14 protein-coding genes and 1 pseudogene are annotated in these 14,742 nt (G+C 73.7%); 9 read left to right on the forward strand and 6 right to left on the reverse strand.

What is annotated here, in order from left to right; genetic code table 11:
* The first annotated feature begins 450 nt into the window (after positions 1-450).
* Together ABT369_RS07585 and ABT369_RS07590 are read left to right on the forward strand one after the other, a co-directional pair.
* On the forward strand, positions 451-858 hold the full coding sequence (locus tag ABT369_RS07585; RefSeq protein WP_350610886.1) for a DUF2752 domain-containing protein: 408 nt from the start codon (positions 451-453) through the stop codon (positions 856-858).
* 13 nt (positions 859-871) lie between these two features.
* A complete protein-coding gene (locus tag ABT369_RS07590; protein ID WP_350610887.1) occupies positions 872-1,276 on the forward strand; it encodes an RDD family protein in 405 nt (134 codons plus the stop codon).
* Positions 1,277-1,651: 375 nt separating this feature from the next.
* Here the strand turns inward: ABT369_RS07590 and nrfD are convergent, their stop codons facing one another.
* The 3 genes and pseudogenes from nrfD to fdh all read right to left on the reverse strand — a co-directional run.
* Positions 1,652-2,554 carry an NrfD/PsrC family molybdoenzyme membrane anchor subunit gene (gene nrfD / locus ABT369_RS07595; protein WP_350610888.1) on the reverse strand — a complete coding sequence of 301 codons (903 nt, stop codon included), beginning with the start codon at positions 2,552-2,554 and terminating at the stop codon, positions 1,652-1,654.
* 452 nt (positions 2,555-3,006) lie between these two features.
* On the reverse strand, positions 3,007-3,771 hold the full coding sequence (locus tag ABT369_RS07600; RefSeq protein ID WP_350611063.1) for a 4Fe-4S dicluster domain-containing protein: 765 nt from the start codon (positions 3,769-3,771) through the stop codon (positions 3,007-3,009).
* Between the two features lie 26 nt (positions 3,772-3,797).
* A pseudogene (gene fdh / locus ABT369_RS07605) lies at positions 3,798-6,980 on the reverse strand (formate dehydrogenase); the annotation flags it as partial.
* Positions 6,981-7,202: 222 nt separating this feature from the next.
* Here fdh and ABT369_RS07610 point away from each other — a divergent pair.
* Positions 7,203-7,700, forward strand: a complete 498-nt coding sequence (locus tag ABT369_RS07610) for a metallophosphoesterase family protein (protein WP_350610890.1) — start codon at positions 7,203-7,205, stop codon at positions 7,698-7,700.
* An 11-nt stretch (positions 7,701-7,711) separates the two neighbouring features.
* On the forward strand, positions 7,712-8,071 hold the full coding sequence (locus ABT369_RS07615) for a DUF4180 domain-containing protein (RefSeq protein ID WP_350610891.1): 360 nt from the start codon (positions 7,712-7,714) through the stop codon (positions 8,069-8,071).
* A 360-nt stretch (positions 8,072-8,431) separates the two neighbouring features.
* Here the strand turns inward: ABT369_RS07615 and ABT369_RS07620 are convergent, their stop codons facing one another.
* A complete protein-coding gene (locus ABT369_RS07620) occupies positions 8,432-9,331 on the reverse strand; it encodes a polysaccharide deacetylase family protein (RefSeq protein ID WP_350610892.1) in 900 nt (299 codons plus the stop codon).
* Positions 9,332-9,544: 213 nt separating this feature from the next.
* On the opposite strand from ABT369_RS07620, the gene ABT369_RS07625 reads away from it, so the two are divergent.
* The 4 genes from ABT369_RS07625 to ABT369_RS07640 are packed head-to-tail and all read left to right on the forward strand — an operon-like array spanning position 9,545 to position 11,479.
* Entirely contained in the window at positions 9,545-9,811 is a 267-nt protein-coding gene (locus tag ABT369_RS07625) for a helix-turn-helix transcriptional regulator (protein ID WP_350610893.1), read from the forward strand.
* A 10-nt stretch (positions 9,812-9,821) separates the two neighbouring features.
* Positions 9,822-10,232, forward strand: a complete 411-nt coding sequence (locus tag ABT369_RS07630) for a VOC family protein (protein ID WP_350610894.1) — start codon at positions 9,822-9,824, stop codon at positions 10,230-10,232.
* 40 nt (positions 10,233-10,272) lie between these two features.
* On the forward strand, positions 10,273-10,794 hold the full coding sequence (locus ABT369_RS07635) for a GNAT family N-acetyltransferase (protein ID WP_350610895.1): 522 nt from the start codon (positions 10,273-10,275) through the stop codon (positions 10,792-10,794).
* Between the two features lie 40 nt (positions 10,795-10,834).
* Complete coding sequence (locus tag ABT369_RS07640) at positions 10,835-11,479, forward strand: DUF998 domain-containing protein (RefSeq protein WP_350610896.1); 645 nt, start codon at positions 10,835-10,837, stop codon at positions 11,477-11,479.
* Positions 11,480-11,602: 123 nt separating this feature from the next.
* Here the strand turns inward: ABT369_RS07640 and ABT369_RS07645 are convergent, their stop codons facing one another.
* Positions 11,603-12,100 carry an ArsR/SmtB family transcription factor gene (locus ABT369_RS07645; RefSeq protein ID WP_350610897.1) on the reverse strand — a complete coding sequence of 166 codons (498 nt, stop codon included), beginning with the start codon at positions 12,098-12,100 and terminating at the stop codon, positions 11,603-11,605.
* 24 nt (positions 12,101-12,124) lie between these two features.
* Here ABT369_RS07645 and ABT369_RS07650 point away from each other — a divergent pair, with 24 nt between their 5' ends.
* Positions 12,125-13,486 carry an MFS transporter gene (locus tag ABT369_RS07650; RefSeq protein ID WP_350610898.1) on the forward strand — a complete coding sequence of 454 codons (1,362 nt, stop codon included), beginning with the start codon at positions 12,125-12,127 and terminating at the stop codon, positions 13,484-13,486.
* A gap of 125 nt (positions 13,487-13,611) precedes the next feature.
* Here ABT369_RS07650 and ABT369_RS07655 read toward each other — a convergent pair whose 3' ends face one another.
* Complete coding sequence (locus ABT369_RS07655; protein ID WP_350610899.1) at positions 13,612-14,739, reverse strand: sensor histidine kinase; 1,128 nt, start codon at positions 14,737-14,739, stop codon at positions 13,612-13,614.
* Positions 14,740-14,742 lie beyond the last annotated feature (3 nt).

Here is a 14,742-nt window from a genome sequence, read left to right on the forward strand (position 1 = left end):
AGCGCTGTGTTGCACGGGCGCGGGCACCCCCACCGCACGGACACGAGCACGGACGCTGCCGCCGAACACGTGCAGCACGGCCACCGCACGGACACGGAGCACGGCCGCCGCACAGCCACGCACGGCCACGCACGGCCACGCACGGCCCCCCGCACGGCCGCGGGCGCTGCCGTTGCGCCCGCAGCACGGCGCCCCCGCACAGCCCTCGCCGGGCGACCGGAGCCGCATCCGATTTGGCGCCGTCCGCCGCCGGATCGCCACGCCCGGCTTTCGCGTCGTGTGCCTGGGTGGCTCATACATCCACTTCTGCGGTGTGTGCTGCGGCGATTTTTCCCATCGAACCCGAATCGTGCCTGCTCACGGTGTTTGGCATCGGACGATCGGACGACAGCGAGCGATGTCGATCACGACCTAAGCTCACGGTTCGTCACTTCGAGGACGGGTTGCAGGGTGGGCAGGCAGTACTCGGTTCCGGAGCGCCTCGGCGCATTCGGCCTCGCGGTCGGCGCCGCGGCCGCGGTCTGGCCGGCGCTCAGCGCCGGCGCGGGCCTCGGCCTGCCGTGCCCGCTGCGGTGGGCGACCGGAGTGCCCTGCCCCGCCTGCGGCCTGACCACCGCGGCCGTGGAGCTGGTGCACGGCCGGGTGCTCGCCTCCCTCGGCGCCAACCCGGTGCTCGCGGGCCTGGCGCTGCTCACGGCCGTGACGGTGCCGCTGCTCGCGCTGCGGCACCTCGGCCTGGTGCGGCCGCCACGCCCGTGGTCGCCGCAGGCCCGCCGGCGGGCCGAAGTGACGGCGCTCGTCGCCGCGGCGGCGAGCTGGGTGTTCCAGCTCCACCGATTCGGCCTCATACCGTCTTAGGAGATCCCTCCCGATGAACTATGCAAGCTGGCCCGTACGCGTCGGTGCCGCCCTCGTCGACGCCATCCCCGCGGTGATCCTCTCCGGCCTCGGCTACCTGATCGCCGGCCCGTCCGCCGACGACCCCACCATCGGCCCGCTCTACTACGTCTTCGCGCTGCTGTCGCTGGTCTACACCGTGTACAACCGCTGGTACCTCGGCGGCCAGGGCGCGAGCCTGGGCAAGAAGGCCCTGGGCGTGCGCCTGCTCAAGGAGCAGACCGGCCAGCCGCTCGGCTTCGGCGGCGCCTTCGTCCGGGACATCTGCCACATCGTCGACACCATCATCTGCTACATCGGCTACCTGTTCCCGCTGTGGGACGCCAAGCGCCAGACCCTCGCCGACAAGATCACGGGCAGCCTGGTCGTCAAGGCCTGACGGCTCCGGCACCGACAGCACCGCACCGAGCACCACGGCGCCGGGAGTCACGCGACTCCCGGCGCCGTCGCGCGTCCAGCGCGCAAACGCACAACCGGCGCCGTCGCGCGCGCACAACCAAACCCGCCGCGCGCCCAGCACACAGCGCACAAACGCACAACCGGCACCATCGCGCGCACAACCAAAGCCGTCGCGCGCACAACCAAAGCCGTCGCGCGCCCAGCACACAACGCGCAACCGGCGCCGTCGCATGTGCGCACAATCAACCCGCCCCGCGTCCGGCGCACGATCTAACTCGTCGCGCGTCCGACGCACAACGCACGCCGTCGCGCGTGCGCACAACCAAACCCGCCGCGCGTTCGACGGGAGCCGGGGTCAGGGATTCGCGTCGCGGGGGGCGAGGCCGGCGCGCTGGGGCTCGACGACGTACTTGGGGTCCTTCGTCGACTCCACACCCGCCTCGAAGATGCCGAAGCGCGTCGCGAGGGAGCCGGCCAGCAGCGCCGCGCCCGACAGCGCCGACACGATCCGGCTGCGGCGGCCGAGCAGCGCGCCCGCCGCGCCCGCCAGGTTGAGCCGGCGTGCGGCGGTCAGGAGGCGGCCGGCCCGGCCCTGCCGGTACGGCTCGCTGAGCAGGCCCAGCCCGTGCTCGATGCGGTGCGTCGCGGCGAGCTCGAGGGCGACCCCGGCGACGGCGAGCGCGCGGGCCGGGCCGCCCTCGTGCGGCGGGGCGGCGATGAGCCCGACGGCGGCCCCGCTGGCCAGGGCGCTGCCGGCGAACGCGAACGGCAGGTCGTCGCGGGCGGCGTGCCACGACGGGGCGGCGGTGTCGGCGATGAGCACGGCCGTGTACGTGGCCAGCGCCGGCGCCAGCGCGGCCGCGCCGATCCCGGCGGCCCGTCCGGCGCCGCCGACCAGTCCGCGCGGGCGGGCCTCGGTCGTGGCCGCGAGCCCGGCGGCGCCGCCGAACGCGCTGAGGATCCACGTGCCCATCGACATCGGTGAGGTCGGCTTGGCCACGCGCAGCATGTGGTGGAAGCGCTCGGGGCGGCCGAGGTCGTTGATGAGGAAGTAGGTGCTCGCCCCGAGCGCCCCGAGCGCCGCGAGCCGGGCCGCGCGCCGGGTCTTCGGCCGCCCGGTCAGGTCGGCGCCTGCTGCGAGCAGTGCGCTGCCGGCCGCGAGCCCGCCGGTGAACAGGTACGCGGGCACGTCGTGCCGCCAGACCGGGGTCTTGACGATGGGGCGGCCGTAGTAGGAGCGGAAATCGGCCCGGGGCACCTGCACGTCCTCGCCGCCGTGCTCGCGCCGCGGCCGCCGCTCGCCGGGGCGCGTCCCGGGCTCGCCCCGTGAACCGCGCTCGCGTGCGCCGTCCCCCCGCGAGCCGCCGTCACGCGGGTCACCGTCACGCGCATCGCGCTCGCGTGCACCGTCGCGCCGCGGGCCGCCGTCACCCGAACCGCGCTCGCTTGCGCCGTCGCCCCGCGAGCCGCCGTCACGCCGGTCACCGTCACGCGCGCCGCGCTCGCGCGAGCCGCCGTCACGCGAACCACGATCGTGCGCGCCGTCGCCACGCGGGCCGCCGCTCGGGCCGGACGAGCGCGCGGGGCCGTTGCCGGGGCGGGAAGAGGACGAACGTGCCGAGCCGTTGCCCGGGTCGGAGCCGGACGAGCGCGCGGAGCCGTTGTCGGGGCCGGAGCCGGAGCCGGAGCCGGAGCCGGAAGCGTTCCCGGTCATGGGCGCCGGCCCAGGAAGGACACGGCCACCGCCGCGGCCATGGTCAGTGCGGCCCAGCCCGCCCGCTTCCACATGCCCGGCAGGTTACGCGTCGTGGCGACCGGCGCGGGCGGCAACCCGTACACCTCCGGCTCGTCCAGCAGCAGGAAGAACGCCCCCTGCCCGCCCACCCCGTCGCCGGGGTCGTGCCCGTAGAGCCTTGCCTCCGGGCGGTCCAGCTGCTCGAGCCGGGCCTCGGCGCGCTCGCGGAGCTCGTCGAGCGGACCGTACTGGATCGACTGCGTCGGGCACGCCGTCGCGCAGGCCGGCATCAGGCCGTCGCCGATGCGGTCGTAGCACAGCGTGCACTTCCAGGCGCGCCCGTCGCCCTCGCGGCGGTCGATGACGCCGTACGGGCAAGCAGTCACACAGTATCCGCAGCCGTTGCAGATGTCGGACTGCACGATGACGGTCTCGAACTCGGTGTGCATGAGCGCCCCGGTCGGGCACACGTCGAGGCAGGCCGCGTGCGTGCAGTGCTTGCACACGTCGGACATCATGAGCCAGCGCATGTCGCCGGAGTCGTCGGAGCCCGGTTTCGGCGGTACAGGCTGCTCGATGAAGGCCACGTGCCGCCAGGAGTTCGCGTCCAGCCGGCCGGTGTTGTCGAACGACATGCCGAGCAGGTCCAGGCCGTCGGCCGGGACGTCGTTCCACTCCTTGCACGCGACCTCGCACGCCTTGCAGCCGATGCAGACGCTGGTGTCGGTGAAGAAGCCCATCCGCTGCGGCGTCTGGCCGATGCTCACAGGCCCGCCCTCCGGTTGTAGTCGTCGACGAGGGCCCGCAGCGCGGCGCCGCGCGGACGGCGCCCGGGCCGCACGTCGCAGGTGCCGACCTTGGTCTCCTGGATGAGCACGTTCGGGTCGAGCACGATGCCGACGAGATCGTTCGCGGAGTCGCCGGTCGTGAGGCCGGAGGTTCCCCAGTGGTACGGCAGCCAGATCTGATGCACCGGCCTGCCGTCGATGCGCAGCGGACGCATCCGCTGGGTCACCATGACCCGCGCCTCGATCGCCGAGCGGCTGGTGACCACGTGCGCCCAGCCGAGGTGCTCCAGCCCGCGCTCGGCCGCGAGCGCGGGCGACACCTCGACGAACATCGCCGGCTGCAGCTCGGCGAGGTAGTCGAGGGTGCGGCTCATCCCGCCGGCGGTGTGGTGCTCGGTGAGCCGGCTGGTGGTGAACACGAACGGGAAGACCTCGCTGCGGACCGGGTTCATCGGGTTCTCGGAGCGCTGGTACCGCTTGCGGGTCGGGTTCGCCTGCTGCCCGTACAGCGGGTTGGCGACCGGCGACTCGGCCGGCTCGTAGTGCGTGGGCAGCGGACCGTCGACGAGGCCGCTGGGCACGAACAGCCAGCCCTTCCCGTCGCCCTGCATGACGAACGGGTCGTCCCCGGCGATCGCGGCGGGGCCGGCCGCGCCCGGCTCCGGGCGGTACGACGGCGGCTTCGTCTTCTCGAAGTCGGGCACGTCCGGGCCGGTCCACTCGCCCTTGGCCTCGTCCCAGAAGACGTAGGCCTTCCGCTCGCTCCACGGCCGGCCCTGCGGATCGGCGGACGCGCGGTTGTAGAGCATGCGGCGGTTCATCGGCCAGGCCCAGCCCCATTCGAGGCCGAGCGGGTCGTCGCTGGAGGCGGGCGTGCGCCGGGCCGCGGCGTTGACCCCGCCCGCGTAGACGCCGGAGTAGATCCAGCAGCCGCAGGCCGTCGAGCCGTCGTCCTTGAGCTCGGCGAAGCCCGACACCACCGCGCCGTCGGCGACGCGGTAGCCGTTGATCTCCCGCAGTACCGCCTCCGCCGAGGGCTCGTCGTGCACGCCGTGCGTCGGGTAGTCCCACGCGAGGTCGCGCACCGCCCGGTCACGCTCCAGTGTGGACAGTCGCAGGCGGTCCTTGACCAGGCGGCCGAGGTGGTAGAAGAACCACAGCTCGGAGCGGCAGTCGCCCGGCGGGTCGACCGCCTTCTGCCGCCACTGCAGCAGCCGCTGGGTCTGGGTGAACGTGCCCTCCTTCTCCACGTGGGAGGCCGCGGGGAGCAGGAACACCTCGGTCTTGCACTCCTCGGTGACGATCTCGCCGGTCTCGATCTCGGGCGCGTCGCGCCAGAACGTGGCGCTCTCGATCTCGTACAGGTCGCGCACCACCAGCCAGTCCAGCTGCGCCATGCCGAGCCGCTGGGCGCGCCCGTGGGCCGAGCCGACCGCCGGGTTCTGGCCGAGGAGGAAGTACCCCTTGATCTTCCCGTCGAGCATCGAGAGCACCTGCTGGTAGGTGCCGTGGTCGCCGGTCATCCGCGGCAGGTACCCGAAGCCGTAGTCGTTGGCCGGGGTGGCGGCGTCGCCGAAGTACGCCTTGAGCAGGCTCACCCCGAACGCGCGCGCGTTGCCCCAGAAGCCCTTCTGCCCCGGGTGGCGGATCGCGTCGGCCCACTCGTCGAACGTGTCGTGCTTGCCCGCCGTCGGCATCGGCAGGTAGCCCGGCAGCAGGTTGAACAGCGTCGGGATGTCGGTGGAGCCCTGGATGCTGGCGTGCCCGCGCAGCGCCATGATGCCGCCGCCGGGCCGGCCCATGTTGCCGAGCAGGAGCTGGATGATCGCGCCGGTGCGGATGTACTGCACGCCGACCGAGTGCTGCGTCCAGCCGACCGAGTACACCAGCGCGGTCGTGCGCTCGCGTCCGGAGTTGCGCGTCCACGCCTCGCAGACCGCCGCGAAGTCCTCGGGCGCGACGCCGCACACCTGCTCGACGACCTCCGGGGTGTACCGCGCGAAGTGCCGCTTCAGGATCTGGTACACGCACCGGGGGTGCTGCAGCGTCTCGTCCCGCTGCGTCTCGGCCGGCACCGGGGGGCCGTGGGACTCGTGCCGGAGTCCGCCCGCGGTCTCCCGGATCGCGTGGCCGTGCTCCGGATCGTGGTCCTGGTGGCCTTCGTACTGCCACGACGACGGGTCGTACGCCTGCGTGGCCTCGTCGAAGCCGGAGAACAGCCCGTCGAGGTCCTCGGTGTCGCGGAACTCCTCGCGCACGATCGTGGCCGCGTTGGTGTACGCGACGACGTACTCCCGGAAATCCAGCTCGTTGCTCAGGATGTAGTTGACGACACCACCGAGGAACGCGATGTCCGACCCGGCCCGGATCGGCACGAACGTGTCGGCGACGGCGCTGGTGCGCGTGAACCGGGGGTCGATGTGGATGACCTTCGCCCCGCGGGCCTTGGCCTCCATCACCCACTGGAAACCGACCGGGTGGGCCTCGGCCATGTTCGAGCCCTGGATCACGATGCAGTCAGCGTTGGCCAGGTCCTGCTGGAATCCCGTGGCGCCGCCGCGACCGAAGCTGGTCCCCAGACCGGGGACGGTGGCGGAGTGTCAAATGCGGGCCTGGTTCTCGATCTGCAGCGCGCCGATCGCGGTGAACAGCTTCTTGATCAGGTAGTTCTCTTCGTTGTCCAGGGTCGCGCCGCCGAGGCTGGCGATGCCGAGCGTCCGGTTGAGCGGATGCCCGTGCTCGTCGCGGTCCTGCCAGGTCTCCGCGCGCGCGGCGACGACCCGGTCCGCGATCATCTCGAGCGCGTCGGCGAGGTCGAGCTCCTCCCAGGCGGTGCCGTACGGCCGGCGGTATTTCACCTTCGTCGCCCGCAAGGGGCTGGTGACGAGGCTCTTGCTGGCCGAGCCCTTCGGGCACAGCCGGCCGCGCGAGATCGGGCTGTCGGGGTCGCCCTCGATCTGGGTGACCTTGCCGTCCTTGACGAACACCCGCTGGCCGCAGCCGACGGCGCAGTAGGGGCAGACGGACTTGGCGACGGAGTCGGCCTGGGTGGTGCGGGCGGTGATGGCCTCGGTCCGGCGCGAGCGCACGGCCTCGCCACGGCCCGTCGGATCGGGGCCGGTGAGCTGCCGGTAAACCGGCCACCTCCGCAGCCACTCCATAGCCCCCGACTCTATGCCAACCACGGGCGGCTCGCGCGCGGGCGGCCGGAGTAATGTGGTGCCTGGATTCGGGATAGCCGGCGAGTAACCGAGCACACTACACAGAGTCTCCGACGGCATGATCGATTTGAATGCGTCGTGTACGGTGAGAAAGCCGGAACGCCACCGCCGAGGTCCCCTGCCGCATCTCCATCTCCAGAAAGCCCAGGCACGACGCGAGCCATGCAAGTGCTGCTGCTAGCCGACACCCACGTCCCGAACCGCGCCCGCGACCTGCCCGCCGAGGTCTGGTCCGCCGTCGAGGCCGCCGACACCGTGATCCACGCCGGCGACTGGGTCGACGCCACCCTCCTCGACGCCCTGGAGTCCCGCGCGGCGCGGCTCATCGGCGTCTACGGCAACAACGACGGCCCGCCCCTGCGCGCCCGCCTGCCGGAGGTGGCCGAGGCCGAGCTGGACGGCGTGCGCGTGGCGGTCGTGCACGAGACCGGCCCCGCGGCGGGGCGGGAGCAGCGGTGCGCCGCGCGGTACTCGGGCCGCGACCTCCTCGTCTTCGGCCACTCCCACATCCCGTGGGACACCGTCGCGCCCGGTGGCCTGCGGCTGCTCAACCCCGGCTCGCCGACCGACCGGCGGCGGCAGCCCCACTGCACGTACATGACGGCGACCCTGGCCCGGGGCTCAATTAACGACGTGCTGCTGCACCGGCTCCCCCGGTAGCGTGAGCGACCGTGGACCACGTGGAGGAGATCAACGGCGTCAGCGCGCTCGTCCTGGCCCCGGAGGGGCCGCGCTACGGCGCGGAGCTCGGCGCGGGTGACCTCGTCGGTGACGCCCTCAGCCACGGGGTCGAGCTGGTCGTGATGCCCGCGGGGCGGCTCGCCGACGACTTCTTCGCGCTGCGCACGGGGGTGGCCGGCGAGATCCTGCAGAAGCTGGTCAACTACCGGCTTCGGCTGGCTGTGATCGGGGACGTGTCCGCGCGCGTCGAGGCGAGTGCGGCGCTGCGGGATCTGATCCGGGAGTGCAACCGGGGGCGTGACGCCTGGTTCCTGGCCGACCGGGCCGCGCTCGACGCCAGGCTCGCGTAGCCGCACGCCAGGCCTGCTTGGCCGCACGCCCGGGCGCTTGGCCGTCCGGCGAAGGCCGGTCCCGCGCAGCGACCGGGCGGACGCCGTTTCAGCGCAGCGGCCAGGCGAACGCCGCGCCCACGTTACCGCCCGACGGACTCGCGGCCGCCCACGAAAGCGCCGCGACCGCGCGACATCGAGCGCCGCGAGCACGCAAAATCGCCCATACGGCACAAATCCACCTATTGACGGAAATTTACTGGTAAAGCCACCGAAATGGTCACGACGCCGCCCGCGTCCTGCTCGCCGCCGGCGTCGGTCGGCCTCGTAGGAAGCGCGGCGCCGCCCGATGCGAAACGCCCGTGAGCGCCGCGGTGGGGGTCAGACCGGCAGGCGCGTCAGGGTGAAGTAGCGCTTCATCCAGGGGATCAACTCACGGTACGCCACGATCGTGTCCGGCTGCGCATTGTCGTGCGACAAGATGATCGAGCCCTGCCGCACATGCCCCTTGATCTGCGACACCACGCGGTCGATGTGGGCCTGGTCGTTCTTGTCCGGCTTGTGGTTCCAGTCCTGCGGGTCCACGTCCCAGTAGATCGAGAACATCCCCAGCGACTTCGCCTTCGCCACCAGGCCGGGCGTGAAGTTGCCCCCGGGCGCGCGGAAGTACTTGATCGGCGCGTCCGCCCCCACCGCGGCGTGGATCGCGTCGTTCGTCTTGCGCAGGTCCCAGTCGATGTACGACGAGTCGCGCTTGGCGAGGTCCGTGAGGTGCTGCCAGGAGTGGTTGCACAGCGTGTGCCCGTCGGCGTAGATCTGGCGCACCAGCTCGGGGTGGTCCCGCACCCGGAAGCCGACCATGCAGAACGTCGCCTTCACGCCGTTGTCGCGCAGCACTTTCAGGATCGCGGGGGTGTTGACCGGATCGGGGCCGTCGTCGAAGGTCAGCGCGACCTCGGTGTCGCCGGTCCGCGACGCGGACGAGGCCGGGCCGTGGCCGGTGCCGGGCGGGCGGACGACGAACCCGCCCTCGGCGGTCCTCGCCGTCCGGCTCGGCGCCGGCCTGGCGGTCGTCGGCACCGGCGACGGCGCGGCCGAGGTCGGCACGACCGGCGGCTCCGGGGCGAGCGACAGCGTCGGCGACACGCTGGCGGGCGAGCCCGGCTGCGCGGTGCGCGACGGCTCGTGCCGGCCGCACGCGACGGCCCCGACCAGCACTCCGAGCAGCACCGCCACGATCGCGGCCGGGAGAACGTATCGAGACTTCTGGTTGCCGAGCACCTGGCCACGCTAGCGGACGGCGGACAGATCCCGCATCCCCCGCGTACCGTGAGGTCGTGACCGTGCCGGTCGGACTCCTGCCTCACCTGCGCCGCGCGCGCGATCACCTCGACCGGAACTACCGCGAGCCGCTGGACCTGGGCGGGGTCGCGGCGGTCGCCGGCGTCGTACCACTTCATCCGCTGCTTCGAGAGCACCTATGGCGAGACGCCGATGCGCTATCTCACCCGCCGGCGCATCGAGCGCGCCCAGGACCTGCTGCGCGCCGCGAACCTGACCGTGACCGAGGTGTGCATGGCGGTCGGGTTCACCAGCCTGGGATCGTTCTCGGCGAAGTTCACGCGCCTGGTCGGCGAGAGCCCGACGGTGTACCGCGCGCGCTGGGTCAAGGCCGGCGCCCCCCACGTGCCGGGGTGCTGGCTGTTCATGGCCGGCGTGGTCCGCAATTTTCGAGAAGGCGAAGCCGGTCACGGCCGGTAACGTCCCGGACATGATTACGAACATCTCCCTCGTCACCGTGTACTGCCTCGACCAGGACCGCGCCCGCGACTTCTACGTGAACGTGCTCGGCTTCGAGGCCAGCATGGACGTCACCATGGGTGAGTTCCGCTGGTGCACCGTGAAGCACCCGGATCACCCCGAGCCCGAGGTCACCCTCATGGTGCCCGGCCCGCCGCTGGACGACGAGGCGGCCGCGTTCGTGCGCCGCCAGCTGGAGAAGGGCGGCATGGGCGGGCTCGGCCTGCGGGTCGACGACTGCCGCAAGACCGCCGCCGAGCTCAAGGCCAAGGGCGTCGAGTTCGTCCAGGAGCCGGAGGACCGCCCCTACGGTGTCGAGGCCGTCTTCCGCGACGACAGCGGGAACTGGCTGGTGATGGTGGAGCCGAAGATGTACGGCTGAAGATGTACGGCTGAGAGACGGACGGCTAGGGTCGGACGGGATGAGGACCGTGCACACCGCCGACCTGACCGCGGGCGAGCGCGCCCAGCTGCGCACGCTGCTCGACGCCGCCTTCGGTGACCGGTTCGCCGACACCGACTGGGCGCACGCGCTCGGCGGCCTGCACGTGCTGGGCGAGGCCGGCGGCCGGATCGTCGCCCACGCCGCGGTCGTGCAGCGCTCGCTGCTGGTGGACGGGGTGCCGCTGCGGTGCGGGTACGTCGAGGCCGTCGCGGTGCACCCGGACCACCAGCGGCTCGGGTTCGCCGCGGCGGTGCTGGACGAGGCCGAGCGCATCGTGCGCGCCGCGTACGATCTCGGCGCCCTGTCCGCCTCCGAGCGCGCGGCCGGCCTGTACGTGCGGCGCGGCTGGCAGCGCTGGAGCGGTACGACCGCGGTGCTGACGCCCAAGGGACTGGTGGCGACGCCGGACGACGACGACAGCACGTATGTCCTGCCCGTCGGCGGCCTCCCGGGCGGCGGCGTGCTGGCCTGCGACTGGCGGTCCGGAGATTTCTGGTGAGCGGATGTCGGATCGGCCCGGGCCCGTTCGAGAAGAGGGTATGACGACTGTTACGGCCGAGATCCGTGCCAACCGCATCACCCGCTCCCTGCTCGGCTACGGCGTGCTCGCCGGGCCGCTCTACATCGGGGTGAGCCTCGCCCAGGCCCTGACCCGCGACGGCTTCGACCTCACCCGGCACGCGTGGAGCCTGCTCAGCAACGGCTCCCTCGGCTGGCTGCAGATCGCGAACTTCGCCGTCACCGGCCTCATGGTGCTGGCGGCGGCGGCCGGCATCGCGGGGGCCGTGCCGCACAGCCGCTGGGCGGGCCGGCTCGTCGGCGTGTTCGGCGCGAGCCTGGTCGCCGCCGGGTGCCTGCGGGCGGACCCGGCAATGGGCTTCCCCGCCGGTACCCCCGAGGGGCCGGGCACCGTCAGCTGGCACGGCGCCGGGCACCTCGTGGCGGGCGCGATCGGTTTCCTGGCCGTCGTCGCGGCCGCCTGGGTGCTGGCCCGGCACCAGTCGCGGGGCCTGGCGCTCTGCTCCCGCGTGTCCGGGACCGCGTTCCTGCTCGCGTTCGCCGGCATCGCCTCGGGCAACAGCGCGCCGGGCTTCACGCTCGGCTTCGTCGCCGGGGTCGCGATCATCTTCGCCTGGCTGGCGGTCGTGTCGATCCGGCTGTACCGCATGCTGCCCGGCGAATAACCGCGTGCACGGCCCGGCCGCCGCGTGCACGGCACGGCCGCCGCGTGCACGGCACGGCCGCCGCGTGCACGGCACGGCCGCCGCGTGCACGGCCCGGCCGCCCTGCGCACGGCCCGGTCGCGTTCACGGCCCGGTCGTCCGGAACGCGTGCACGGTCACGGCGACGGGCACGGTTCCGGGGCTGCGCGCCGGCCGGGCGGCCGCGTGGAGGGCGTCCCCGAGCTGCTGGATGCCGATCCGGTACCGTTCCCAGTCCTCCGGCGCCACCCACAGCTCGCCGTCGGTGGTCACCCCCGGGTGCTGCGGGTCGCGGCGGCCCGCCCGTTCGCGCAGCCCATGGGCGAGGGTCTCGGCCAGGAACGCGGTCCCCTCGCGCTGGTCGGACAGCGGCGACCCGTGCACGGTGCGGTAGCGCCGCTCGTACCCGCCCCGCCGGGTGCGCTCCTCGGCCAGCTCCACCAGCCCGGCGTTCGCGAGCCGGCGCAGGTGCTGGCTGGCCAGGGCGTGCGAGATCGCCAGCTCCCGGGCCAGCTCGGCGGCCGAGAGCGGTCCCGGCCACATGAGGTTGAGCATCCGCAGCCGAAGCGGGTGCGCGAGCGCGCGCAGGACATCGTCGGCCATACCCCCAATTATATGCTTGGGGGTATGGGGGTCCTCAGCGACCGCAACGCACGGCTGTACCTCGGCGGCGTCCTCGTCTCCGGCTTCGGCGACTCGGCGATGTCCCTGGCCGCGGGCGTGTGGGTGAAGACGACGACGGGCTCGGACGCCCTGGCCGGCGTCGTGAACGCGGGCCTGTGGCTGGCGCTGCTGCTCGGCCCGGTGCTGGGCGGGGTGGCGGACCGCGTGGACCGGCGGCGGCTGCTCGTCGTGGTCAACCTGGCGCTGGGCGCGGTGATGGCCGTGGTCGCGATCGGGTACGTCTGGCTGGTGTTCGCCGCCCTGACGCTGGTCGGGGCGGGCGCGGTCCTGATCGAGGCGGCCGAGGCCGCGCTGCTGCCGTCGGTGGTCCCGGCCGGCCTGCGCGGCGACTTCAACGGCCTGACCCGCACGGTGACGGAGGGCATGAAGCTGTTCGCCCCGGCGGCCGGGGCGGCCCTGTTCGCCTGGCTCGGCGGCCCGGCGGTGGCCCTGCTCAACGCCGCGACCTTCGTCGCCGCGGCCCTGGCCTTCACCCGCCTGCGCCTGTCCCCCACGCCCGCGCCCACACCCGCCGCAGACCCGCCTCCCGCACCCACGGCTCCCGCACCCGCCCCCACCGCACCCCCGGCTCCCGTGACCGCTCCCACCGCACCCCCAGCCCCCGCACCCGCACCCACCACACCCTCGGCTCCCGCCCCCGCCACGCAGCCCGCCCCCGCCACGCAGCCCGCCCCCGCCACGCAGCCCGCCCCCGCCACGCAGTCCGGTCCCGCCACGCCGCCCGCTCCGGTCGGTCGGGTGCGGGAGCGGGTGCGGGTGCTGGGCGACCGGGAGCTGCGCGGCCTGATCCTGGCGGGCGCGGCCGCGATGGTGGCGTCGAGCCTGTCGAGCACCGCCACGTACGCGCTGCTCGCCGCCCTCCACCGGCCCCCGGCCTTCGCGGGCGTGCTGACCCCGGCGCAGGGCCTGGGCTCGGTCGCGGGCGGCCTGCTCGCGGGCACCCTGATGCGCCGCGTCGGCGAGCGCGGCTACTCGGCGCTGGGCCTGGCCCTGTTCGCCGCGGGCGCCCTGCTGCGCGCGACACCGTGGACGGGGGCGGTGCTCGCCGGCTGCGTGCTGATCGGCCTCGGCCTGCCCGCCCCGCTGATCGCCGCGATCACCGCCGTCCAGCGGCTGGTTCCGGCGCACGTGCTGGGCCGGGCCGCGGCGACCGCGAACTCGGCCATGTTCGTGCCGACGGGCCCGGCGGTGCTGCTCGGCGGCGCGGCGGTCGCGACCCTGGACTACCGCGTGCAGACGGTGGCCGCGGCGGTCCTGGCCGCGGCGGCGGCGTTCACGGCCTGGCGCGCCCGCCCGGCGCCGTGACGAAGGCCGCCGCCCGGCGAGGACGGCTTCGCAGCGAAGACAGCCTCACGCGGCGCGGACGGCGGCGAAAGCCGGGCTGGGCCGAGCCCGCCACCGCCCGCCGCAGCGATGACCGACAGCGACGGTCACGCCACCGAGGCGCGCAGCAGGAACCCGCCGCCGTCGCGTCTACCGATGCTCAGCGTGCACCCCGCGGCGTCGAGCCGCTCCCGCAGCCCGCCGAGGCCGTGCCCGCCGCGGCGCTCCTCCGGCGAGGGCAACGGGCCCTGCGGGCCGCGGCCGTCATCGCTGATCTCGACGGCGGTGCGGTCGAGGCGGATCCAGCAGTGCTTGGCGTCGCTGTGCCGCACGACGTTGGTGACGCCCTCGCGGACCACCCACGCGAACAGCTCCTGCCGCTGCGGGTCGACCGACTCCCCCGTCACCGGCACGTCGGCCTCGATGCCGGCCGCGTCCAGGGCGCTGCGGGCCGAGGCGAGCTCGGTGGCCAGGGACATCTCGCGATATCCGGCGACGGCCGCCCGCACGTCCGCGAGGGCCTCCCGCACGAGCCGCTGGATGTCGGTCAGCTCGGCCTCGGCGCGCTCGGGTGCGAGCTGCACCAGGCGGGCCGCCAGCTCGCTCTTGACGGACACGACGGTGAGCGAGTGGCCGAGCAGGTCGTGCATGTCGCGGGCGAAGCGGTTGCGCTCGGCCGCGATCGCCAGGCGGGTGATCTCCTCGCGGGCCTCGGCGAGCTGGGCGTTGCGCTGCACGACGCGGGTCACGCCCCACACGGCCAGGGCCGCGACCATGACCGCGAAGACCAGGTCGATGGTGCCGTCCCAGCCGGGCACGACCCGCGGGAGGACGCCGGCGGTCAGGGCCGAGCCGAACACCACGCTCCACGCGCCGCGGGGCGGGAACGCGAAGACGCCCGTCACGGCGATGTACACGAGCGACGTCAGCCCGGACTCGCCGACGACCACGGTCAGGATCGCGGCGAGCACGGTCATGGCGCCGAGGCGCACGGCTCCCTCGGCCGGCGACGGGGGCTGGCCGGTGATCCGGTAGCGCCGGCGCACGGCGATGAAGCCGCTGAGGTACACGGCGCAGAAGCCCAGGGCGGCGACGAGGCTGACGACGCGCTGCCAGACCTCGGGGCGGTGCCAGCCGTCGAGGATCGGGCCGATCATGTAGAACAGCCAGACCGCGGCCCAGAGCCAGAAGAACCTTCCGGCACCGGGACCGCGGGCGGGCTGAGCGTTGGGCATGGC

The sequence above is a fragment of the Dactylosporangium sp. NPDC000244 genome (genome assembly GCF_040300725.1).
Taxonomy (GTDB): domain Bacteria; phylum Actinomycetota; class Actinomycetes; order Mycobacteriales; family Micromonosporaceae; genus Dactylosporangium.